The organism is Bradyrhizobium sp. C-145, from assembly GCF_023375135.1.
Classification (GTDB): domain Bacteria; phylum Pseudomonadota; class Alphaproteobacteria; order Rhizobiales; family Xanthobacteraceae; genus Bradyrhizobium; species Bradyrhizobium zhanjiangense.
The window spans coordinates 8,002,584-8,024,601 of record NZ_CP088150.1 but is presented as its reverse complement, the minus strand read 5'-3'; the positions used below and the strand labels follow the sequence as shown (position 1 = coordinate 8,024,601).

At 58.0% G+C, this 22,018-nt stretch carries 24 protein-coding genes, 1 tRNA gene and 2 pseudogenes; 13 read left to right on the top strand and 14 right to left on the bottom strand.

Annotation, left to right across the window (positions count from 1 at the left end; all coding sequences use genetic code 11):
• Nucleotides 1-202 precede the first annotated feature (202 nt).
• The gene (locus LRP30_RS37745) at nucleotides 203-559 is read left to right on the top strand and encodes a hypothetical protein (protein ID WP_091888379.1); all 357 of its coding nucleotides are present in this window, start codon (nucleotides 203-205) and stop codon (nucleotides 557-559) included.
• 237 nt (nucleotides 560-796) lie between these two features.
• A tRNA-Met gene (locus LRP30_RS37740) sits at nucleotides 797-873 on the top strand.
• A 263-nt stretch (nucleotides 874-1,136) separates the two neighbouring features.
• Here LRP30_RS37740 and LRP30_RS37735 read toward each other — a convergent pair.
• The gene (locus tag LRP30_RS37735; protein ID WP_249756508.1) at nucleotides 1,137-2,342 is read right to left on the bottom strand and encodes an integrase core domain-containing protein; all 1,206 of its coding nucleotides are present in this window, start codon (nucleotides 2,340-2,342) and stop codon (nucleotides 1,137-1,139) included.
• A gap of 414 nt (nucleotides 2,343-2,756) precedes the next feature.
• On the opposite strand from LRP30_RS37735, the gene LRP30_RS37730 reads away from it, so the two are divergent.
• From LRP30_RS37730 to LRP30_RS37720, 3 genes are all read left to right on the top strand, one after another.
• The gene (locus LRP30_RS37730) at nucleotides 2,757-2,900 is read left to right on the top strand and encodes a hypothetical protein (protein ID WP_249758104.1); all 144 of its coding nucleotides are present in this window, start codon (nucleotides 2,757-2,759) and stop codon (nucleotides 2,898-2,900) included.
• 191 nt (nucleotides 2,901-3,091) lie between these two features.
• The gene (locus LRP30_RS37725; RefSeq protein ID WP_249758103.1) at nucleotides 3,092-3,292 is read left to right on the top strand and encodes a hypothetical protein; all 201 of its coding nucleotides are present in this window, start codon (nucleotides 3,092-3,094) and stop codon (nucleotides 3,290-3,292) included.
• A 17-nt stretch (nucleotides 3,293-3,309) separates the two neighbouring features.
• Entirely contained in the window at nucleotides 3,310-3,705 is a 396-nt protein-coding gene (locus LRP30_RS37720; RefSeq protein ID WP_249761926.1) for a hypothetical protein, read from the top strand.
• 486 nt (nucleotides 3,706-4,191) lie between these two features.
• Here LRP30_RS37720 and rnk read toward each other — a convergent pair whose 3' ends face one another.
• The 3 genes from rnk to LRP30_RS37705 form a co-directional block, all read right to left on the bottom strand.
• Nucleotides 4,192-4,605 (bottom strand): nucleoside diphosphate kinase regulator, encoded by a 414-nt coding sequence (gene rnk / locus LRP30_RS37715; RefSeq protein ID WP_249758102.1) that lies wholly within the window; start codon nucleotides 4,603-4,605, stop codon nucleotides 4,192-4,194.
• 16 nt (nucleotides 4,606-4,621) lie between these two features.
• The gene (locus tag LRP30_RS37710; RefSeq protein WP_249758101.1) at nucleotides 4,622-5,107 is read right to left on the bottom strand and encodes a GreA/GreB family elongation factor; all 486 of its coding nucleotides are present in this window, start codon (nucleotides 5,105-5,107) and stop codon (nucleotides 4,622-4,624) included.
• A gap of 178 nt (nucleotides 5,108-5,285) precedes the next feature.
• The gene (locus LRP30_RS37705) at nucleotides 5,286-5,927 is read right to left on the bottom strand and encodes a cytochrome b/b6 domain-containing protein (RefSeq protein ID WP_346016193.1); all 642 of its coding nucleotides are present in this window, start codon (nucleotides 5,925-5,927) and stop codon (nucleotides 5,286-5,288) included.
• A 212-nt stretch (nucleotides 5,928-6,139) separates the two neighbouring features.
• On the opposite strand from LRP30_RS37705, the gene LRP30_RS37700 reads away from it, so the two are divergent.
• A complete protein-coding gene (locus LRP30_RS37700) occupies nucleotides 6,140-7,042 on the top strand; it encodes a PIN domain-containing protein (RefSeq protein WP_249758100.1) in 903 nt (300 codons plus the stop codon).
• 457 nt (nucleotides 7,043-7,499) lie between these two features.
• On the opposite strand, the gene LRP30_RS37695 is transcribed toward LRP30_RS37700, so the two are convergent.
• Complete coding sequence (locus LRP30_RS37695; protein ID WP_249761925.1) at nucleotides 7,500-8,117, bottom strand: NYN domain-containing protein; 618 nt, start codon at nucleotides 8,115-8,117, stop codon at nucleotides 7,500-7,502.
• Nucleotides 8,118-8,337: 220 nt separating this feature from the next.
• On the opposite strand from LRP30_RS37695, the gene LRP30_RS37690 reads away from it, so the two are divergent.
• Nucleotides 8,338-9,072 (top strand): Crp/Fnr family transcriptional regulator, encoded by a 735-nt coding sequence (locus LRP30_RS37690; RefSeq protein WP_249758099.1) that lies wholly within the window; start codon nucleotides 8,338-8,340, stop codon nucleotides 9,070-9,072.
• Between the two features lie 609 nt (nucleotides 9,073-9,681).
• Here the strand turns inward: LRP30_RS37690 and LRP30_RS37685 are convergent.
• Genes LRP30_RS37685 through LRP30_RS37675 form a run of 3 tightly spaced genes read right to left on the bottom strand, consistent with a single transcriptional unit; the run spans nucleotide 9,682 to nucleotide 12,645 of the window.
• Nucleotides 9,682-10,059, bottom strand: a complete 378-nt coding sequence (locus LRP30_RS37685) for a cytochrome c family protein (RefSeq protein ID WP_249758098.1) — start codon at nucleotides 10,057-10,059, stop codon at nucleotides 9,682-9,684.
• 25 nt (nucleotides 10,060-10,084) lie between these two features.
• Nucleotides 10,085-11,845: a GMC family oxidoreductase gene (locus LRP30_RS37680; protein ID WP_249758097.1), complete on the bottom strand. Its 1,761-nt coding sequence runs from the start codon at nucleotides 11,843-11,845 to the stop codon at nucleotides 10,085-10,087.
• Between the two features lie 11 nt (nucleotides 11,846-11,856).
• Complete coding sequence (locus LRP30_RS37675; protein WP_249758096.1) at nucleotides 11,857-12,645, bottom strand: gluconate 2-dehydrogenase subunit 3 family protein; 789 nt, start codon at nucleotides 12,643-12,645, stop codon at nucleotides 11,857-11,859.
• Between the two features lie 694 nt (nucleotides 12,646-13,339).
• On the opposite strand from LRP30_RS37675, the pseudogene LRP30_RS37670 reads away from it, so the two are divergent.
• From LRP30_RS37670 to LRP30_RS37655, 4 genes and pseudogenes are all read left to right on the top strand, one after another.
• Nucleotides 13,340-13,884: pseudogene (locus tag LRP30_RS37670) on the top strand (YjbE family putative metal transport protein); the annotation flags it as partial.
• A 224-nt stretch (nucleotides 13,885-14,108) separates the two neighbouring features.
• Nucleotides 14,109-14,822, top strand: coding sequence for a hypothetical protein (locus tag LRP30_RS37665; protein ID WP_249758095.1), 714 nt, complete (start codon nucleotides 14,109-14,111; stop codon nucleotides 14,820-14,822).
• Nucleotides 14,823-14,948: 126 nt separating this feature from the next.
• Nucleotides 14,949-16,034, top strand: a complete 1,086-nt coding sequence (gene tal, locus LRP30_RS37660; RefSeq protein WP_249758094.1) for a transaldolase — start codon at nucleotides 14,949-14,951, stop codon at nucleotides 16,032-16,034.
• Nucleotides 16,035-16,162: 128 nt separating this feature from the next.
• A complete protein-coding gene (locus tag LRP30_RS37655; RefSeq protein WP_249758093.1) occupies nucleotides 16,163-16,594 on the top strand; it encodes a PAS domain S-box protein in 432 nt (143 codons plus the stop codon).
• Nucleotides 16,595-16,704: 110 nt separating this feature from the next.
• On the opposite strand, the gene LRP30_RS37650 is transcribed toward LRP30_RS37655, so the two are convergent.
• The 6 genes and pseudogenes from LRP30_RS37650 to LRP30_RS37625 form a co-directional block, all read right to left on the bottom strand.
• Nucleotides 16,705-16,818 carry a hypothetical protein gene (locus LRP30_RS37650; RefSeq protein ID WP_249758092.1) on the bottom strand — a complete coding sequence of 38 codons (114 nt, stop codon included), beginning with the start codon at nucleotides 16,816-16,818 and terminating at the stop codon, nucleotides 16,705-16,707.
• A 23-nt stretch (nucleotides 16,819-16,841) separates the two neighbouring features.
• Entirely contained in the window at nucleotides 16,842-17,213 is a 372-nt protein-coding gene (locus LRP30_RS37645) for a GGDEF domain-containing protein (RefSeq protein WP_249758091.1), read from the bottom strand.
• Nucleotides 17,214-17,246: 33 nt separating this feature from the next.
• Nucleotides 17,247-17,390, bottom strand: coding sequence for a hypothetical protein (locus LRP30_RS37640; protein ID WP_249758090.1), 144 nt, complete (start codon nucleotides 17,388-17,390; stop codon nucleotides 17,247-17,249).
• Nucleotides 17,391-17,688: 298 nt separating this feature from the next.
• Nucleotides 17,689-19,299: a cytochrome c oxidase subunit I gene (gene ctaD, locus LRP30_RS37635; protein WP_249758089.1), complete on the bottom strand. Its 1,611-nt coding sequence runs from the start codon at nucleotides 19,297-19,299 to the stop codon at nucleotides 17,689-17,691.
• Nucleotides 19,300-19,707: 408 nt separating this feature from the next.
• Nucleotides 19,708-19,873, bottom strand: a pseudogene (locus tag LRP30_RS37630) (amino acid ABC transporter substrate-binding protein); the annotation flags it as partial.
• 74 nt (nucleotides 19,874-19,947) lie between these two features.
• On the bottom strand, nucleotides 19,948-20,427 hold the full coding sequence (locus tag LRP30_RS37625) for a universal stress protein (protein WP_249758088.1): 480 nt from the start codon (nucleotides 20,425-20,427) through the stop codon (nucleotides 19,948-19,950).
• A 251-nt stretch (nucleotides 20,428-20,678) separates the two neighbouring features.
• Here LRP30_RS37625 and LRP30_RS37620 point away from each other — a divergent pair, with 251 nt between their 5' ends.
• Together LRP30_RS37620 and LRP30_RS37615 are read left to right on the top strand one after the other, a co-directional pair.
• Nucleotides 20,679-20,987, top strand: coding sequence for a hypothetical protein (locus LRP30_RS37620; RefSeq protein ID WP_249758087.1), 309 nt, complete (start codon nucleotides 20,679-20,681; stop codon nucleotides 20,985-20,987).
• A gap of 515 nt (nucleotides 20,988-21,502) precedes the next feature.
• The gene (locus tag LRP30_RS37615) at nucleotides 21,503-22,015 is read left to right on the top strand and encodes a hypothetical protein (protein ID WP_249758086.1); all 513 of its coding nucleotides are present in this window, start codon (nucleotides 21,503-21,505) and stop codon (nucleotides 22,013-22,015) included.
• Nucleotides 22,016-22,018: the final 3 nt, after the last annotated feature.

Sequence of the window (22,018 nt, the reverse complement as noted above, 5' to 3'; positions counted from 1 at the left end):
CACCACCCCGTCATTGCGAGCCAACGGGTCCGCGCGAAGCGCGGCCCGATGACAGGCTCTGCGAAGCAATCCAGACTGTCTCCGCGGAAAAACCCTGGATTGCTTCGCTGCGCTCGCAATGACGGGGGAATACTTCAGGGATCGCCCGATCACATCGCGCTTGGCCCGGGAACGGGCCCCACGCCCAGCGCGTTTCCTTCCCATGCGCACGACATCAAACATCATCCTAGCGGGCCTCCTGATCGCCGCCTCCGGCAGCGCGATCGCGCAGGCCCCGCCCGCCCCGGCGACGCCGCCGCAACAGACCGCGCCACCGTCTCCGCAACATCCGACCAATTGCACAGCCCAGGACCGTCTGAACCGCCAGCCTGACGGCACCACCACCGGCCAGGCCCGGGAACCGCTCGGCGACAAGTTGGCCAAATCCGAGGGCGTGCTTTGCCCGCCCGCCGGCATCGACCCCGAGATGCACGCGCCCGCGCCCGACACCGGCGCCAACACCCCGGTGATCCCACCCCCGGGCAGCCCCGGCGGCGATCCGAACGTGCGGCCGAAATAGGCTGATTCTTCGCCCCCTTTCTCCGCCTCTCCCCGCCCGCGGGGAGAGGCTGGAATTCTGCGCAAAAGCGCGGATTCCGGGTGAGGGGGACTCTCCACAGGTCTGGTGTCGGAATGGGCCGGTCCGTCGCTGAATTCACTCAGCTAATCGACCGGGCTTTGCTTGACTTCCCGCCGCCCCCTTCCTTATATGCCGCGCGTTCGCGAGATCGGCCGTTTCGGCCACCGCGAGCCCTGTGGCGGGGTAGCTCAGCTGGTTAGAGCACGGGAATCATAATCCTGGGGTCGGGGGTTCGAGTCCCTCCCCCGCTACCAACCAATTCATTGTCCAGCCCGGACACATAGGTAACAGGTCGTACCTAAGACATGGGTGACAACCTCGTGCCGAACGGGTTGTCGAGGGGTTGCAGGGTCACTCACTCCAAGCATTCATGGCACAGCCGCATTGTTGCTCGGCACGCGCGTTCGCCGTCAACCCCGCGCGCCAAAGGCGCGCCCCTGCGGGCTGCGGGGGTTGACCGCTCAGCGCGGCCGAGCCAAGGGCTGCCGTGCCAAGAATGAGCAAGACTGCCTCTCGGTCAAAGCGAGGATGTCGTACCGGAGACATCGGTGACGGGCTTTGGGCCGAATGGGTTGTCGAGGGGCTGCAAGGTCTTTTGCTCCAGGTCGAAGTAGCCCAGATCGTAGTGCATGAAGCTGACGAGCCAAATGCCGTCGTCGACCTCCTTGATGCCGAGCTTTTGGCCGGCCAGCACGACGGAGATATTGATTTTCTTGCGGTGCAGGCAAAGGCGCCCACAGGATGTGATGACGACGTCGCGATCGTGGAAGGGATAGGTCAGTTCGGGCAGGCCATCGTAGCGGCGTGCTGAAGCTGTGTAGAGGTCTGCGGGACGCTTCATATCGAGAGCTTCGTGAGGGCGTTCCTCATTGAACTCGTGCCGGAAGCTATCAAAGCGATCCTGCTGCTGGAGGCTGTTGAACCCCGGCGGTCTGGTGGCTTCCCTTTTGAGCGTGAGATGCATGCGCTCATGACGGCCGTTCTGCTGCGGATGGCCTGGCTTAATGCGCTCGATCGCAATGCCGAGCCGGAGCCACCACACTGACAGCTTCGAGAGATTGAACAAAGCATTGGGACTGGCAAAGGGGACGCCATTGTCGGAGCGGATGGCAAACGGCAGGCCGCGCTCGCGGAACAGCTGCTCAAAGGCTGTGAGGGCAGCGTCTTCGCGCGTTGAGTCCAGCGCTTCGCAGAGCAGCAGAAAGCGCGAGGCATGGTCGGTAACGGTCAGTGGATAGCAGTATCGGCCATTGCCGAGCTTGAACTCGCCCTTGAAGTCGGCGCACCACAGATCATTGGGGAGCGTGCCCGGCGACAGCGGCGTGCCGTGCGCATGGTGGCGCGGCCCGCTGCTGCGCTTGACCAGACCGTGGCGGTCGAGCACCGCATGAATGGTGCTTTTGGCGGGAACCCTGATGTCGCCATCGAGCCGGCGTACCAGCAGTTCTCGGATCTTGCGGGCGCCCCAGTGCGGCTTCTCGGCCTTGAGCTGGACAATCAGGGTCTCGACCTGTTGCGGGAGCTGATTGGCGTAGCGTATGGGCCGCCTGGAGCGGTCGCTCAACGCCCCAAGCCCTTGCTCCTTGTAGCGGTCGAAAATCTTATAGCCGGTCTTGCGGGAGATGCCGAACTCGCGGCAGACCTCGGTCATGGCTTCCCCATCCAGAAGCCGGGCGACAAAGCGCAGGCGCTCTTCCATTACCGAACTCACTTTCCACGGCATCCACACCTCCCGCAGAACAAAAGCGGAAAGTGTAACCCATGTGTCCGGTACGTTCTGTCACCTATGTCTCGGGCCGCTCACACGAGCATTATCAAGACTTTGTCTGTGACGTCGGCAAGGCCTTTTCGTTGGTCCCGAGCGGTCCGTACAAATTCCGTACAAACCATCGCGCAATTCCGGCCCCGCAATTTCGAGTCCTTGACCCGTTGAACGATTTTACACTTGGGGGCTCTGTATTTAGGAATCCTCCACCACGTTGAAGATTCCTACGCCTGCGCCGCCTCGTAAGAGATTTGAGACCGAGCCCTCTCCGCGTACGCGATTTGAGACCGGCGTAAGAGATCTGAGACCGGCCGCTACCCTGCGTTCGTTTTTTTCTGCGCGGGTTCCGGTTTTTCTGCGGACCGCGAGTCCTTGCGCTTCATTGCCGCAGCGGCTGCGCAAGAAAGCCGTGCCGCGACTATCGAGGCCGAACGCGCGGCGCTCGAAGAGCGGGCGCAGGCCGAGGAGACCCAGTGGGAGAAGCAGAAGAACGTCCTTCGCGGGGCGCGGGAGTAGGCCGGCAGCCTTGTGCGCCGCTGGCGGTCTCATGCCGCTCATCCGATAGTTGGTTTGCGTCGGCTCTATGTTGCTTACGCTGCTCTTGCCAAGTCCCAGCCGGGATGTAGAGTTCGAGAGATTTTTTAACACCCTTTAATTCGACGCCGCAGTGATTGCGTTACGATAGTTCTTTCTTCTGGGGGTGCCCCATGTTCGATCCTGCTACCACCGCACTATTGCGCGCGGTCCTGAACGAGGTCTGCGAAAACGTTTCCCAAGCCGAGACCGGCGCCCGTACCCACGTGGCTTCGAAAATCCTGGAAGCCGCGACCAGAGGCGACACATCTCTGGACCACCTCAAGCAGGTCGGGCGCCAAGCTCTCTCGCGAGCGCCGACCATGTGGCGCTGACCGGCCAAGGGGGCGGGGTGAATTTCCAGGTCACGGTGCTGAAGATCCTGGTGAGCTACCCGGACGGATTTGCCGTTATGGCCGACCTCAAGCGCGACATGGCGATCCTGGCCACCAGCGGTAGCGACTGGGCCGATCGCACCAAGCGGCTGGCTGCCCGCGTGCCGGACCTCGACATCTTCTCGCAAGGCCTGGTCGAGCGCGAAAATGGCGGTTGGAAGATCACCGCCAAGGGGCGCGTCGTCCTGGAATTCATGGAGACCCGCCCCGCCGCCGAGCCGCTGATGGAGACGGTGCCGGCCGATGCGCCGGTGCCACCGCTGCCGCAGTCCGCCGAGCGCGCGAGGCGGCGGCGCGAACGTCGCGAGCGTCGGCGCGAGGCGCGCGAACGGGCGCGGGCGAACGCTTCCTAGTCTGCGTAGCAGCGCCCGCTCAGAAGAAGGCTGCTAGACTCAGGCCGTAGCTCATTGCGGCAATGAGGGAAAGCAGCAATTCCAGGTCGCAGAAAATCACGATGGTCTTGGGCGGAGCGTGCGCGGCGCGGCAACCGAGACAATCCGAAGGAGTCAGCGAAAAGGCTACGCAAAGCCGCCAGCGGTCAGACGGAAATGCTGATGCCTCTCGCCAACAAGAAGCAGGCGAAGGAGTCGGTGACGAAGAAGCCGGCTGCCAAGGCAACGGAGGTCGGATGATGTGGTGAGGCTCGACCCGATGAAATGGCGCGGTCCCGGTAGAGGTGGCCCCGGCTCTCGACATAGACCGAGAGGGGGCCACGTTCGTTGGACCTTCAAGCCTTGAAGAAGGTCGCAAGATAGAGCACGGCAGCCAAAAGGACCGTGATGCCGATGACTGTTAGGGCGGCCTGTTTGGTCGAAACGTCGCGCATATCAACGCCTCCTTCAGTTGGACACGCCTAGTATCGTCAGGGACCGCTTGTTATGACCCGGCGTTTGAAACTCGATGGCTTGGCCAACGGACAGGCCGATCAACGCAGCGCCGACCGGCGTAAGAACCGAGACGCGCTTTAGCGTTATGTCCGCTTCGTGCGGATACACCAACACCACGTCCCGGACTTCGCCGGTCTTGTCATCGCAGTACCGGACCTGCGAGCCCATGCGAACCACGCCGCGCAGATCTGAATTGTCCGCCACCACGCTTGCACGCTCCATCTCCTGTGAAAGGAAATGGGCCACGCGCGGGAAAAGCATCGCGCTCGAACTGGCGAGGGCGCTTAGACGCCTGGCCTCATCCTCCATCACTGTGATGGGCGGCAACGCGATTTCAGGCCTGCTCTTGCGATTGGTCTCGCTCATTACTTTCTCTCCTTTCCTAAGCGGCTGATGGCCCCGGATCATCGTCATCAAAGAGCTTTTCGCCCCTGACCACCGGATTGCTAAACAGAGCCCTGACAACATCATCCGGACCAGCTCGACTGACGCGTTCGATCCTGACGACGTTGGTGCGCCCTGCGGTGAAGAAGGGGATTTCGGTTCCGACCTTCAGCCCCACCAACGCTGCGCCCAACGGTGACATCACCGGGATTTGTGTTCGCTCAGACGTGTAGTCTTCCGGGTATACCAATTGCCTCGTCTCGCGAGGGAAGCCCCAGTTGATCCAGAACGTCACCCACGAACCCATTGTGACGATACTGTCCAGTCTGGCTGCGCGATCAGGGACGATTTCCGCACGGTTGATCTCATTCAGCAGAAAACGTGCATCCACGTCGCCCTGACCCGCGGCCACCCGCGCGAGCCGTTCCAAGCGGCGATGGTCAGACGCCGGAAGAGTGACGTCGGGGATAGAGGGAACGTTCATGACATGCCTCCTTGTTTGGCTTCCCTGCGGGAGAGCCACACACCAAACCTGTTTGATGAAAGAAGGGATATCCGGACGGCACCAACTACCGTCCGGCTAAGCTCCTGCTTGGAGCCGTCCGGCGTGCAAGCAACGCCGCGCAATGCGCGGATCGATGTCGAGGACGTGGATCATGTCATCACAAACATAGGACCTTCCACCCGACCCTGCATCGCGACCAAAGCGCGCACGGTCCACGCATTCCCTGACGCGAAGAAGCTGAAGGAGTCGGCGAAGAAGTCGTAGGCCAAGCCGCCACACTGGAAATCGGCGTAGCTCTCTCGAGGTCTAGCCGAACAGCCATTGCCGGTTCGCTTAGGAAGGGCGCTGTTCGGTCGGCAGCCCTCTTGCCGCAGATCATGGACGCGACCAGGTTTTCGCGATGCTCGAAGCTTGCGATCAGCACGCCGAGGACGTGCGCCACGACGAGGCCGCCGACGGTCAGGTTGGCCAGGAATTCGTGGACGTGTTCGATCAGCTTGAAGTAGGCGTCCGTCGTCATCATGTAGCCCGTGGCGCAGATGCCGGCCAGCGCGACGAGGAGCGCGAGGATCAGGGCACCGCCCGCCGGGTTGTGCCCGATGTAGCGGGGAGCTCTAAGCATCGCGACATCGCGGAGATAGGCGAGCACCTCGCGTGGCGGACGAACGAAGTTCGAAAATCGCGCATGCGGCGGGCCGACGAAGCCCCAGACGATGCGGGCTGCGAGGAGGCCGGCGATGGCGTAGCCGGCCGCGACATGCACCCGCTCGATCTCGTCGCCGGTGGCGTAGGCGATCACGAAAACAGGCCACCAACGACCAGTGGAAGATCCGCGCCGCGACGTGCGTCCTACTCGGTGGTGGAAGCGCGAAGGAGCGCGCGGACGAACATGTTGAAATCCTCCTTAGTTCACTATGGAGTTGTCTTATTTTTGTGAATCAATCAGGATTTGTGGCGTAAGGGGTTGGCTTGGCGGAAGCATCACCGCCAGGCTAAGGGCTGGGGACGGGAATGGCTGTAAGAGCAAAAAGAGCTAAACGCAGGCAGCGGGCAAAGTGGCTCTTGTTCGTTGATACCAACATTCTGCTCGACTTCTATCGGCTGCCAGGAGCGTCCGCGACGCGCACGTTAGCGCAACTAGAAAAGCACAAAGAGTCCCTCATCCTGACCGACCAAGTCTGGATGGAATTCTTGAAGAACAGGCAGAAGGTGATCACTCAAACAATTCGGGAGTTTGTAAAACCGGTAAACTCAAAGACCCCATCGTTTCTCAACGATGCACAAGCAGCGAAGACCTTCACGTCGCACCAAAAGAAGGCTCAAGCACAATACGAAAAGGTGATAGGTCAGATCGAGAAGGCTTTAAGAGATCCGGCGCGCCACGACAAATTGTTCAGGTCGCTTTCGCGGATATTCAGCTACCAATCTTCGCTAAATCTCAAGCGGCCGAGCAAGCGCCGATACGCCATTCGTCACCTCGCTAGAAAGCGATTCGGGCTGGGTTACCCGCCACGTAAGGACGACACGCTGAAGATGGGCGATGCGATCAATTGGGAATGGATAATTGAATGTGCATCTGAAAGCGCTGGAAAAGAGAATATCGTCATTGTGTCGCGCGACGGCGATTTTGGAACCTTTTACGGCAAAGAAGCGATCCTGAATGATTGGCTGCGGCTCGAATTCAAGGAAAGAGTGAGTCGCAAGCGAAAGATTGAACTCCGAAATACGCTCTCCGCGGCGCTAAAGCTGCTCGACGTAAACGTATCAGAATCGGATGCCAAGGAAGAGAGGATTGTTGCGACGGCAACGCCCGAGACTGTGAGTGAGGGTGCGACTGAGCGTCGTTTGCTTAAAACGATACTAAAGCTAACGTTCGACGGAAAAAAAGAAGATCCGCCGTCCGACGATGAGTGAGCACGTTTCCTATCTCCACCGTGATAGGATTGGTAATAGGCACGTTCAGCGATGCCGAGCAGCCAGGCCTGCCGCGGTTTCGTAGTCCGCGCAGCGATCTGGGAATACTGGACCCGTGGGGCCCTTCAGAACCAAATCGGCGGGCGAACCATTCACGGAACACTCCTGGACTACCAAGGCGAGGAGTCAATTCTTGCGATTGTGGGGCCACTTTGGCCACTAGGCTGGGGGTGATATCCGGAAAACTTACCGCATGGTGAAGGGAAAAATCCGGTCCCCATTCGACGTGAACCTTAGGGCCCTCGGGGTGGGGGAGCCTACATCACTTGGCGGGACGCGGTCCTCAAGCCCAGTTGGCCAATGTGAGTGAGATCGTGCCCCCGCGTCGTTGATACGACCAAATCCATATCGCCCCCCGAAGGCTAACCTTCACTCGTCCTGAATTCCGTATGTCTCATTAGTCGTCGTCATTATTACCCGACCGCCCGATGGCGCGCTGCATGAACCGCGGCGCTTGATCCCGCGCAATACGAGATGGCGCTCGCTCAGAAGGATCGCGCCCAATCCTTGGCTGCAGTTCTCTGACATCGCAAAAGAAGTCGGCCTGCCGTCGCAACTCGTCGGCGATCATTGACGGCTGAGTGGCAAGACTGGACACGACGGTAACACGGACCCCGTGACGCTGCACCGCTTCCACCAGTGGGCGAAAGTCGCCGTCGCCAGAGAACAACACCATTTCGTCGATTTGATCTGCGAGCTCCATCGCATCGACCGCCAGTTCAATGTCCATGTTGCCCTTGACCTTACGACGGCCGCTTGCGTCAATGAACTCCCTGGTGGCCTTCGTCACCACGGTGAAGCCGTTGTAATCCAGCCAATCGATCAGCGGGCGGATCGAGGAGTATTCCTGATCCTCGATGATCGCCGTGTAGTAGAACGCGCGCACCAGCGTTCCACGGTTCTGAAATTCTTTAAGCAGGCGCTTGTAGTCGACATCGAAGCCAAGATTCTTGGCGGTTGCATAAAGGTTAGCACCATCAATGAACAGCGCGACCTTGCTGGGGGCGGAGGACATCAAGATGTGACTGCGTTCGTGCTCGGTTTCAACGAAACTGGCTATTGAATTGGGATGGAAACACCGAAGGCAGGTGATGTAGCTGAAAATCATCTAACATCATTAGGAGAGTCGTCGGTCGTCGGATTGACATAAATGTGACTTCCGCTTTTTATCTTTGTACGAAATCGTACACATGGATGCCCGCGGTCGTTGAGGGGGCGTTAGGACATTCCACTCGATGTCTGCTGAAGTCCGAAACAGATTGCTGCGTCTTCTTCCGCATGACGAACTTGAGCATGTTCTGTCGCTCTCGGAAGAGGTGGCGCTGGCGAAACGCCAAGTGCTTCACCGCTACGGCGTTCGCATGCAGCATGTCTATTTCGTGGAGACCGGGCTTGTGTCGGTCGGTGCCAAGGTGAGCTCGCAAAAGTTTATTGAGGTGTGGCTGATTGGCTCGGAAGGACTTGTCGGAATACCTCTCGCTTTGACGACAAACGCGCGGCCGATGCACCGCCGAACTGTACTGGTGGCGGGTGCGGCCTATCGGCTCAGGGTGGATCGGTTTCAACAGGCGCTTGCTAATCTGCCGACGTTTCGCACCGTGGTGCACGCCTATATCGCGTCCGCGCTTGTTCAGACCGTCCAGTCAGGGGCATGCAATACGTCCCATCAGTTACAGCAGCGCCTCGGGCGATGGCTGCTGCTCGCGCGCGATGCTCTGGAATCTGACGACATCCCTCTCACGCACCAAGTGCTGGCTCAGCTTCTCGGGGTACGTCGTGCAGGCGTCACGGACTGCCTTCTCCAATTCAGGAGGGCGGGGCTTATCGAAATGATGCGTGGCCGCCTTGTCGTCCGCGATCCTGTTCGACTGGCGCAAATCTCCTGCGATTGCTGGCGTTTGATCGAACGCGAGTACGAACGTCAAATCCTTTCTCTTAGTGCTCCCAACAGCGAAGCGTTGGGCGCGTAAAATCCCTTGGTGGATGGACGCCCTAACGCGCGCAGGCGCAATTTGGCCGTGGCGTAACGCGGTTCGGCGAGAAAGATCGCGCCCATGTTGGCGCAAAAACTCGCGCTCGAAAGCTGCGAAGGCAAGGCGCTCGCAATTGCCAAACAATTCACTCCGCGGGACTCCTACTTTAGGCCAACAAGCCTTACTCGGCACGTGTGACAGGTCGAATGGAGATGGCCATCGTTTCGACCACCTTTGTCGAGGGCTCGTCCGCGACGAGCGCGTGGCCGTCATATTGATTTCCGTATGATAGTGGTCGCGACCGATCTTTTGCCCTGCCGTGTGTGGCCATATTGGCCCCTTCCTCTGGCAAGATCCGTGATGCGCTCGTGTCGTTAGCAGGCCGCGCCGTGCTGGCCTTCATTGCCGATCGATGGCGGCCACGATATAGTTCATCGTTGTGATCCGGCCCGCTTCCAATAATCCTTCAGCCGGATGGGAGTGGTCTGCCCCGCGCGCGCGGGTGGCTTTGAATCGGGGCGAACCCTTCCGCTTCCGCACGCCGGGGCTCCGTTCCATGGAGATCCGTCGCGTAAAAGTTTGCCTGTGCTCCGCTGGGGAACGCAGCTACTTCAATGTTGCAAGGTAGCCAATGATGTCCGCCCGATCCGTCGTGTTCTTCAGCCCCGCGTAGGGCATCTTGTTTCCGGGGACGGCCTTCTGCGGCGATTCCAGATATGCATCGAGCGTCTTCTCGTCCCAGACGATTCCGGAATTCTTCATCGCGTTACTGTAGCGAAAGCCGGGAGCCGTTCCAGCCGTCCTGCCGACAATCCCTTCCAGGCCCGGACCGACACGGTTGGTATGGTCCGTGGCGTGGCATGCCGCGCAAGCCTTGAAGACGCTCTTTCCGTGAGCGTCATCCTGTGTGTAGCCGGGGCTCGCGGTTGAGCCTGCAAGCATGAGCACGGCGATAAATGCGCCGAACCTTCCCGTGTCTTTCATTGTTGAACTCATTTTGCGAACGGGCTTAGAGGTGGCGCGGCCGTGCGACGTAGTCGTTGAGATCGTCGCCGAGTCTCAGCGCGAGCGCTCCCAACGGTCCGGTCGGATTGTAGCCGGCGTTGAAGGGGTAGACGGATGCCCCGACGACAAAGAGGTTCTCTGCGTCCCAATGCTGCAGATGGGGAGACACAACGCTGGTGCCGGGATCACTTCCCATGATCGTACCGCCTGTCACATGGGTGGTCTGGTAGACACGACCGTCGTAGGGTCCCTTGCGGGGTGCTGTCGGCGGCGCGACATCGGCGCCTGTCGCCTTGGCGATCTCGTCGATCTTCTTCGAAAGATATATCGACATCTTGTGCTCGTTCTCGCGAACGTCGAACGTCATGCGCAGAAGTGGTTGTCCATAGGCATCGACATAGGTCGGATCGAGATCGACATAATTCTCGCGATTCGGATACCAGCTGCCATGCGCGGATATGCTGAAATTATGCGCGTACCAATCTGCGTTGGCCTTCTTCCATGTCGAGCCCCATTTCGGCGTTCCGGGCGGCACGGCACGGCTCGTGATCGGCCGTCCGTTGGTCACATTAGCGTAGATGTATCCGCCTCCAAGGAAGCCGAGTTTGCTGTGGTCGAAATGGTCGCCGTTGAACTCGTCGATCACGGTCTGTGAAGCGCCGGAAGCAAGGAACGGGTTGATCCAACGGTCCTTGAAGAAGACATGTGTGCTCGACATCGTCTGGTGGCAGAAATTCTTGCCGACCACCCCATTGCCAGTCTTCGGATCGTAGGGCGTGCCGATCCCCGCCATCAGCAGGAACTTGTTGTTCGACATGGTAAAGGACGAAAGCACGACGACGTCGGCAGGCTGTTCATATTCTTCGCCGGTCACACGGTCTATGTAGCGCACGCCCGTCACGCGCTTGGTCTTGCGATCATAGAGGATCTCGAGAACATGGGTTCGCAAGCGCAGCTCGAAACCCTTGCGCTTCCGCAGCATCGGGTAAAGCAGGACTTCAGGGCTTGCCTTGGCGTTGGCTTCGCAGATGAAGCGTTCGCAATGACCACAGAACTGGCATTGACCAAGCTGCATGCCGTCAGGGTTGGTATAGGCCACCGGTGAGTTCGCCGCCGGCATGGGAAACGGTTTGTAGCCGAGCTTCTTGGTCGCTTCGGTAAAGATCACGCCCGCCTCGGTGATCGGCAGCGGTTTTTGCGGGTATTCGTTCTGCCGCGGTGCCTCGAAGGGGTTGCCGCTGTCCTGCACCTTGCCGCGCAGATTGCCTGCTTTGCCGGCAATACCGAACAGCTTCTCGAATTGGTCGTGATAGGGCTCCATCTGAGCATAGGTGACGCCCCAATCCTGGATCGCCATGTCGGCCGGAATGGCCTTCTTTCCATAGCGATTCTCGAGATGGGTGCGCATTTCCGGATCATGCTCGCCCCAGCGCCAGGTTTGGCCGTTCCAGTGATTGGCAGCACCGCCCATCCCCTCCCCCGGCTTGAAGGCCTGAAGGCGTCGTATCGGCAGGGCCGTCTCGCCACCGTTATGGCGAAGCGTGTAGGTCTGGATGGACCAATCCTGAAAGAGGTTGCCATGGACGTCCCAGCGCAGTTCGTCGCGCTGCGAGGGCAGGCTTGTTGCGGCGCTATGGGTGCGGTCATCACCGCGCTCGAGGACGAGAACGTCGACGCCTTTTGCCGTCAGCTGCCTGGCGGTCAGCGCGGCTGTAAATCCTCCGCCAACAAAAACGACAGTGCGGTGCTTTAAGCGTGTAGCCATGATTACCTCCCTTAGGCGAAGTCGGCGATCGATTTCGGATCGGCGGCACCAGGGAAGGGCTTGCCTCGAAAATCGATCATGTCCTGCGAATAAACCGCAGGAAGGCCTGGATAGCCGATGGCTCTCCAGAACACCTTGCCGACATTGCCGCCGTAAACTGGATCGGCGAAACAGGCTTGCTCAAATAACGGATAGACGAGTTCGTTGAACCACGAGGCGAGCGGGACGCTCTCGTCTGTCACCTTGCCATCGGCAATTTCGTGAAGAAATTTGTCCGCGTCACTCTCATCCAATTCACTGAAGCGTTTGCCGTACTGCTTTTGGCAGGCCGCATCTGCGGCAGCGAGCCCCGCCTTGAAAAACTGCTCGGGTGTGAGCGGTAATTGATAGCCCAGCTCAGGTTTACCTTCTCGCCAGGGGCCGCGCATATACAGCCGCGCGCCCTTGCCGAAGCCGCCGGCGAGTTGCCGATCGATGAAGACCCCAAGCCCGCAATCGACGCCGCCGGGTGTCAGCGCATCCGCCGGACACATCACGTTGACCATTGCCTCGACAAAGCCGGCTTCGTCTGGTCCGAAGGACAGATAGCCAGGTACTGGCAGCAGTAGTGTGCTTTCGCCGGAGCCAGCGGCGGCATTCGCCGTCTGGGCGGATGCAGGCTGGACCACTTCAGCAAGAACAGTGGTTGTGGCGGCCGTGGCGAGGACGGCGCGCGGCGCCATCGAAGCTGCGCCGACAACCCCGACGAGGAAGTCACGCCGGTTCGCACGAAGAGTCTTGTCCATCCGATCATTGGTCATGGGAGCTCCATTCCTGTTTTCAGATCACGACGCAATTACTGCGACAATCCAGGTTAGAGGCGAACGACATTCAGATTCTGTCTGATTACCTCGCCGAGAAGTAGTGCCGCGTCAGCATCATCTAAACTTGCATGCTGTATCTCATCCGAAATAACGTCAAACAAACGAATTTAATTGACGCTTCAGCGCATCATTTGTGTTGGATGAAGCATGGACATCGAACTCGCGGGAACCTTCTTGGAAATCGTTTCGACAGGACGATTTTGTGGCAGCGGGTGCGTCACCAAGTGGCGTTGCTGCCTGGTCACGGGGCTGCGTTGACCATCGCCAGCGAGGTTACGTTATCGCAACCGTTCTTGCTCGACTGGGCGCTATGGATGCGCCGATCGCTTCCTGACATCGCGCTTCGCGCTACGTCGACGTGCCGCACGATCTCCGTTCGGCCTTGCGATCCGGTGCATAGACATACACGACGCCCGGCGGATCGGTCTCGTCCTACGGGCGGTCGTTCCGTGCATAGGCCCAGAGCTGCCCGGTGCGTATCCGTTCATTGGGTTTGCAGTCGGTATGCCCAGCGACCCTCAACAAGTGCTGGTGTTCTGAATCGTGCCTGCGGGGTCTCGATAATCGTATCTGACCAGTTCGCCCAACGGACCCGGATCCGCAACCTCATCAGAAGCCAGAAACGTCGGCCATGCTCCATTTCGTTTCAAACGAGGCCGCAGCACTCCTTCAAGTCATAATGATCGACATGGTCTTGACCGGTGACAACGCCATTGTCATCGGCTTGGCCGCGGCAGGGTCACCGCTGCAGCAACGGACGAAAGCCGTCCTGGTGGGTATCACGACGGTCCTGCGGATAACGTTCGCCGCAGCCACGACCCAGCTGTTGCAGACGGTGGGGCTGGTGCTTGCGGGGGGCATTCTCCTGCTTTGGGTGAGTTGGAGAATGTTCCGAGAATTGCGGCTTTCCGCGGAGGGGAAGAACGACGCAGTCGAAGCAATGACCGATATAGACATCAATGCAGACGGGACAATTGCAAGGCATGCCCCGCGGAAGTCGTTTGCTCAGGCTGCAAGTCAGATCGTCGTGGCGGATGTATCAATGTCCCTCGACAATGTGTGGCCGTCGCAGGCACCGCACGAGAGCATCTCACTGTTCTGATCATTGGGCTTGGCTTGTCGGTTGCACTCATGGGCATCGCGGCGAGCTATGTCGCTCGGCTGTTGCACAGGCACTCGGAATCGAACCTCTTGGAAACCAATTTGCAGGGGAGGTCGCAATGGATCTCGCACAAGACGATTTTGCGATCCTTTAAGTGAGGCGCGTTCCAAACATAAATCCTGCACTCAAACGACAGTTAAATTCGTTTGCTAGGTGTTGTCGTTGATGAAATACCAAAATGGCGTTACGGCGCTCGTCAAAGGCTTGATTAAAGGTCGCGCCGATATAGGAGGACGTGATGTCACAAACCCTACCTTCAAAGAACGTTGCCAATCGTCGACGCTTCCTTACGCTGGCGGTTGCTACCGCGGCGATCGTTCCGGTTTCGGAAAGCGCTCTCGCGCGCGCCAGGCACGATCACAGCAAGACCGCCGCTTCGGGATCTGACGCACAAAAGAATGCTGCGAGTGATCAGAAGACGTTTCAAACCGCAGTGGCCCTTCGAGATCTTTGGCTTGGTCACATTTTCTGGGTGCGGAACGTTTCGGTCGCAGCGATCGACAAGAACGATTCGGCGATGAAGGCCTCGGAAAAGCAAGCAGTTGCAAATGCGCAAGCTATCGCCGCCTCAATTGAGCCCTTTTATGGTGCACCAGCAAGGGATAAGTTTTTCAAGCTTCTCGCTGGCCATTATGGCGCGGTGAAAGCCTATCTGGTTGCAGCTGTAGCCGGTGATGTTTCTGCCCAGGCAAAGGCAACTCAGTCCCTTACGTCAAACGCCGATGAGATCGCGACCTTCTTGAGTCAAGCGAATCCTTATTTGCCGAAAGACGCAGTGCAAAGCCTTCTTCTGGCGCATGGCGGCCATCACATCCAACAAATCCAGCAACTGAGGGATCGCAATTACGACGCCGAGGCCCAGACCTGGGAAGAAATGAAGAAGCATGTCTATCAAATAGCAGACGCGACGGCGGACGCTCTGGCCAAACAATTCGCTAAAAAGTTTTCCTGACGTTTGCCAGCCGCATGGGCAAACCCAGCGTTTTCCTGTCGGCGGACATGACGACCGGAGCACATCCGCCGAATTATCGCCTGGCGCGACGTCGATGCCCGTCGCATTCAGAACGGAGGTGACTGGATGAAACCGACAAAGACACTTCACGATTTGGGCCAAAGCCTGTGGCTCGACAACATCACTCGCGATTTGCTGAACAATGGCACCTTGCAACGTTACATCGACGATCTCTCGGTGACGGGAGTGACGTCGAACCCCACGATCTTCGATCATGCGATCAAAAACAGCGCAACCTATAACGCCGACATTTCCCGCAACGCATTGCCGACGAAATCGGCCGAAGATCTGTTTTTCGATCTGGCCCTGGCAGATTTGACCCGGGCTGCCGAGTTGTTCCAATCTGTTTTCGCCCGGACAAACGGGATGGACGGCTGGGTGTCGCTGGAAGTCTCGCCCGCCTTCGCTCATGACAACGACAGAACCATCGAGGCGGCGCGCGACCTTCACCGGCGTGGCGGCAAGCCCAACCTGTTCATTAAGATTCCCGGCACTGCCGAAGGGCTGCCTGCCATCGAGGCGGCTATCTTTGCCGGCGTTCCCATCAACGTCACACTGCTTTTTTCACGCGAGCAATATGTCGCGACAGCCGAAGCCTATCTGCGCGGCGTCGAGCGGCGCATCGCGGCGGGACTGAACCCGGCAGTCGCCTCGGTCGCCTCGCTCTTCGTCAGCCGCTGGGATGTCGCGGTCGCCGGCAAGGTTCCGGGCGAGCTGACAAACCGGCTCGGCATAGCCGTCGCTCAGCGGACCTACAAGGCTTATCGAGAGTTGCTCGCATCCCCGCGCTTCCTGCGCGCCGCCAACGCGGGCGCACTGCCTCAGCGCCTGCTATGGGCCAGCACCGGCACCAAAGATCCGCACGCCTCCGATATCCTCTACATCAAAGCACTCGCGGCACCCTTCACTATCAACACGATACCGGACGCGACCCTTAAGGCCTTCGACGACCACGGCGAGGTCGACACGACGCTTGCTCCTGACGGAGGCGACTGCGAGAGAGTTCTCACCCACTTCGTAAGGGCCGGTATCGATATCGACGTGCTCGCCGCCAAGCTGCAGGACGACGGCGCCCAGTCTTTCGTCAAGTCTTGGAACGATCTGATGGGCCGTATCGAATCCAAGGGCATCGCGATCCGCAAAGCGAGCTGACGTAGATGGTTATGACGTCCCGTACGCCACACTCTGTGAGGAAACATCGGTGAGCATTCCAGCTCTATGCCGTCGCCTGCGTTGGAAAAGCATGACACGATCGAGGCAAATTACCAGGAGGCGACTTCATGACCCCTGACGTTGATCGGTTTTATCGAACGCTGGTGCGCGAAGCGCCTGATGCCATCATCTATGCGGATTCGCAAGGCACCATCACTTTTTGGAACAGAGCTGCGGAGCGCATCTTTGGATTTTCCGAGGCCGAGGCCGTGGGAAAATCGCTTGATATCATCATCCCGGAGAGCCTTCGAACGCGCCACTGGGATGGCTTTGCAGAAACCATCCGAACCGGGAAGACGCGTTACGGTGCCGGTGACGTCCTTGCAGTGCCGGCGTTACGAAAAGATGGAACGCGCATCTCGATTGAATTCACTATCCTGCCGTTCTCCGACCGAACCGGTCGCATACTGGGAATGGCTGCGATCCTTCGTGATGTCACTGAGCGATTTGAGGAGCTGAAGCGATTGCGCGCGGTAGCCGCGACCCACGTCTTCAGCTGAGCTTTCGTCGAACGCTCGATCCAAATGAGATGCGTCTTGCCGAAGGCGCGGGACCGACAGATAGGCCGTTCTGCTCTGGAGAGGAAGCACTCCCAAGACAATGGTCCCGCCTAGCCTATGGTTCTCCCGACCCATCGCCATCGTAGCAGCGCCTCGCATCCGGTCACGACGTTGGCCGTGAGATCGACCAGAGGCTGGTACCGCAGTTCGAACTCACCGCGCACAAGCGCTTGACGAAGATCAAACTTTAGCTCGCGTCACTGACGGACCTTGCATCGTATTCGGGCACGAAGTAGCGGAAGGTGCGGCGTTCCTCGGATTTCGCCGCGTACATTGCGAGATCTGCGCATTTCAGCAGGTTGTCAAGATTGTCGCCGTAATCCGGCGGGATCGCGATGCCGATGCTGGCGTCGACCCGAAGCTTGCAATTCACAGGTGCGCGCAGCGCCTTCAGGATCTGCTCCGCCAGCACGCTCAGCTCGGCCTTATCGCTGGTACCTGCCGTGACGATCGCAAATTCACCGCCCCCGAGCCGCGCGACTAGGTCGTTGCCGGTGACACAGCTGCGCAGACGGTTTGCCGCCTGGCGCAACCACGGTAAGGAAAGCGTAAATGGCAAGCCTTCTCGCGGGCGTTCGCGGTGACTAGAGATTTAGACCAGTGGATTGTGGCGTGCGGTACGTCCGTTCTCGTCGAGTGGATCGAACAGTTGGACCTCCTGCCTGTGTGCGGCGCGAAAGCCGGCAGAGCGATCCCGGTTCTCCTTGACGTCGAGCGCAATGCCTACAACCGCCAAGAAGGTTTCGAGTATCGAGGGGTCACTGTCGGATACATCTCGTGAACCTTCCGGAATTCGCGTGTGATCTCTTCATAGCCGACTGCGTCGAGGAAGTCGCAGAGGACCGTGTCCGCGTTCGCATGCACGTTAGAGCCCTCCCCGCCGTGTCTTTGGAGAGAGCGAAGTCTCTCAATCGCGTCTTGTTTAGTCATGATTGAGCGTTCGATTTCTGACTTCGACGGTGCTAACATTCCAACCTGCTTTCTTGGCGATTGGGAGACCGCAGTATGTCGCCTCACGCGCCTCGTGGATTCATCTATTCAATTCGGGGCAAGACCTCAAATGGATGAAACGGCGGCGGCGAAGATAACGTCCACTCCAGCGTAGTCGCACCAGGCCCCCACGGGTTGTCCGCAGTCTTCTCCTTCCGGACGAACGCATAGACCATGCCAACGAAGAACGCGATCAGACCAGCTGCGGAGATATATGATCCAACCGAGGCAATCTGGTTCAAGCCTGCAAATGCATCAGGATAATCTGCGATTCGTCGCGGCATTCCCGACAATCCGAGAAAATGCATCGGAAAAAAAGCAAGATTGACGCCGACAAATGTCAGCCAGAAGTGTAGGTTGCCGACGGCTTTCGAGTACATGTATCCGGTCATTTTCGGAAACCAGTAATACCAGCCTGCGAAGATCGCGAACACGGCGCCAAGCGATAACACATAATGGAAGTGTGCAACCACGTAGTAAGTATCTTGCAACGTGCGGTCGATGCCTGGATTGGCGAGTACAACACCAGTGACGCCGCCGATTGTAAATACGAAGATGAACCCGATCGCCCACAGCATCGGCGTTTTGAATGTCATGGACCCGCCCCACATAGTGGCTATCCACGAAAAGATCTTAATGCCGGTCGGCACCGCAATCACCATGCTGGCGACCGCAAAATACGCCTGGGCGCTGCTCGACATCCCGACGGTATACATGTGATGGGCCCAGACCAAAAAGCCGATGACTCCGATTGCAATCAGTGCATAGACCATTCCGAGATAGCCGAAGATCGGCTTGCGGCTGAACGTGGAAACCACATGACTGACGATGCCAAAGCCTGGCAATATCATGATGTAAACCTCGGGGTGGCCGAAGAACCAGAACAAATGCTGATACAAGACTGGGTCTCCGCCGCCTTCCGGGGCAAAGAACGTTGTTCCAAAATTACGATCGGTGAGAAGCATCGTGATGGCACCGGCGAGTACCGGCAGCGACAGCAATAACAGGAAAGCCGTCACGAGGACCGACCACGCGAATAACGGCATTTTATGGAGGGTCATGCCCGGCGCCCGCATATTGAAAATGGTGGTGATGAAATTGATCGAACCGAGGATCGAAGACGCACCCGCGAGGTGCATCGATAGGATCACGAAATCGACGGCGGGCCCGGGATGGCCTGAGGTCGATAGGGGCGCGTAGAGCGTCCAACCCGTACCAGCGCCGTTTGAGCTGGGCCCGCCTTCGACGAACATCGAGATGATGAGTAGCGCAAACGACGCTGGCAGCAGCCAAAACGAAATGTTGTTCATGCGCGGAAACGCCATGTCCGGCGCGCCGATCATCAGCGGCAGCATCCAGTTGCCAAACCCACCCATCATCGCCGGCATGAGCGTGAAAAAGATCATGATCAGGCCATGACCGGTTACGAACACGTTATAGGTGTGCGTGTTGGAGAAAATCTGGAGGCCTGGGAGCTGCAATTCCATCCGAATCACGACGGAGAGGACTCCGCCAATCAAGCCCGCGCAAATCGCGAACACGAAGTACATCGTACCGATGTCTTTGTGGTTGGTTGAGTAAAGATAGCGCCGCCATCCTGTCGGATTTGCGTGAGCTAAAGTGTGCGCGTCAATGACCCTCGACGTAGTCGACATTATTAGATAGCTCCGACAAATCGGCTCGCACTCTTAGGTGATATCCAACATTCGCGCTTGTACCAAGTTGCGGACTTGACCTCGATGGCTGGTCCATTTGCTGCCGCAGCAAGGTTGCTATCTGTGTCTCACCCGCGGATGCGTCGGGCAATCGAATTTAATTGTCGTCTGAGTGCATTATTTTTGATCGATCTTGAACGAGAGCGCCGTCTTGCCGCTTATCCTGTTCGTTTGACTCCGCGAGATTTCCAATTGAGGTTTCTGCATCAGGCATCAGATTAAGGAAAATGATCGGTCACGTTTCCTATCATTGATGACTGTGTGTCCTGGCGGTCAACATCTCTTGACCACGGCAGTATCTCGGCTGTCGAATGGGATGTGTGGAGCGTTATCAGAGCGGTCGTCGACAGACTGATTGTCGTAAAACTTGAGCGCCAGTTTGAGCGATTCATTGCCGACCTTGACGCCGCCCGCTGCATTGATCTTGTCGGTCGCAAGTTGATAGGCGTCGCGATAATAGCGGCTGGTATTGGCGACCCGGCCCCGTCAATTGTACAGATGCTCCCAGGACGATGTCTTTTGCAAAAGCCGCCCGATGGCATCGTAAAGGTTGCGACCACTAGATAGGGCGTTTTAACATGAAGTTCATCACTTCCCCCGTGCCTTCAGTTGCTGAATCGGCGTGACGTTACTCGCTCTTCGCTCGGACTTTACGGCGACGAGCACGCTGCATGGAGGCTGGTGCAAGATAGATTCGCCGACCGAGCCATTCAACCAGCGCGCAAGCGTCCCCTGATCCCGATGACCGACGACGATCAAATCCGCGTCTATCTCTCTTGCGGACAGAATTATCTGTTCCGTTGGCTTGCCGTACTTAAGTTCGCTGGTTGCAGTACATCCAGCGCCTCGTAAACGCCTCACGCCCTCGTCAAGCACGGCCTGGATTACAAATTGTTGATTATCGGGGGTGAAAGACATTGCCTCAACGATAAGCATGCTTTCGGACGGGTCTATGATCGCAAGAAGATGAACCGTCGCACCGCACGCTGATGCCAAGGTCTCGGCTTGAGCCAGAGCTTCGCGACCATCGGGTGAGCCATCGAAAGCCAAGAGAATTTTCTGATACATGCGAGATCTCCTTTTTCGACATTTGGACCGACGTCCTGCGCCATTTGCTGCCGGGCCTGAGGCTCCGCCCTGCGTAGGCAACAACGGAATCACGCCTACTCACTAACCTGCCATCGATACTAAGGACGCCCGAAGCAAGGCTGTGGCGCCTCTGTTAGGGTTGCTGGCGGCTACTGCGAATAGATGCCCAGGCTGCAGGCGTCCTTCATCGATAGGCCAAACCGTACAGGCGATGACCGATCGTGCCGAGAATGCCAGGACTAACGAAGCGCGAACGTTCGTTCATCACCCCGCTCAACATTCTGAGCAGAGAAGTCGCCAGCTCAAATCCCGAAACGATTCTGCTGTCATCTGGGTCTCTGTTGCGCCTCGCAGCCAGTGCACCGATCACCGATCGTTGCCAACAGCGTATGTCCGCAACTAATTTTGACAAACGAAAAGTATCGCCACTTAATATCGAGTTTATTGGTGTGACGTCTCGCACGGATACGCAGCTGGCAAGGATCGCGCTTCGGTATCGCGTGGAAGCTTCATTAGCGCCGCTGACCGGCGTGACGTAAGCCAGTCGACGGTCGGCACGCACATTCACACGCTTGAAGACCAAAGGACTGCAAAGTCTTCGCCCGCAACAAGGCTGGCGCGACGCTCATGCCTGCCGGTCGATAATTTCAGGATTGGGACCCGAGTTTTATACGAGGCTCGGCATCACGCTCGAGATCATGCACAGGGTCGCAAGGCGGAAAAGCAACAATTGAGGTTCGAAAAAGCGTCCGAAGCGATCGAGAAGATCGCGCCTGTTTAAGCGCAATGCAGGGCGTGAGAAATCGGAGCCTCGGTCCACCCGCTCCACCCTCGAAGTAGACGACGGAGGAAGTGCGCGCATACCAGACTGCAAACCGAGCCATTTCGAACTTTTCCGACGTAACAAGTTTCTTGATGCAAACCGACAATATTTCTCGCTTGTGAAATTGGACCAAAAGGCGAGAGTTGCGTGCAGCCCATTAAGCAATGGACGGTCTGACGAAAATCAGGAGGGCGACTCCTCATCATCTCGTTCTCGCAGGGAAACGAAATCATGCAGAAAGTTCGGTTACCAAAACAAGCTGACTTAGACGACACCATCAAGAAACTGGCATCCTCTCCGTGCGGGATGAATGACGGCGATCCCGTCAATTTCGGCGATTGGTCTAAGGAAGAAGTACTGAATTTCCTCAAAGAGCTTCTTGAAGGGGAGCGTATCGGCGTCAAGGCGTTTGCGGCAATCGGACGCGCTGCCGACCTTCATGTTGCAGACATGATTTTTGAGTCTGAACTGGCCCAAGGGGCAATCTGCCTACTACTCAGAAAAGAGATTGCTATGCGAGGAGGAACCGATGCGGTTAGCAGCAAAAACACAACCGCAATGCTTAGTGCAAAATGCGGCCTGCAGCGTGTGATCGCATTCGCGAGCTGCAATCAGAGCAGGTTGGCGGACATGATCGAGGAAGCCGTTTTGAACATCTTCGATTCAAAGCTGAATGCGAAGCTTGTGTATCTGCTGCTGCTGCACCGCAAACAGGTCGAGCAACTTGAAACCCTTCTCACCTAAACG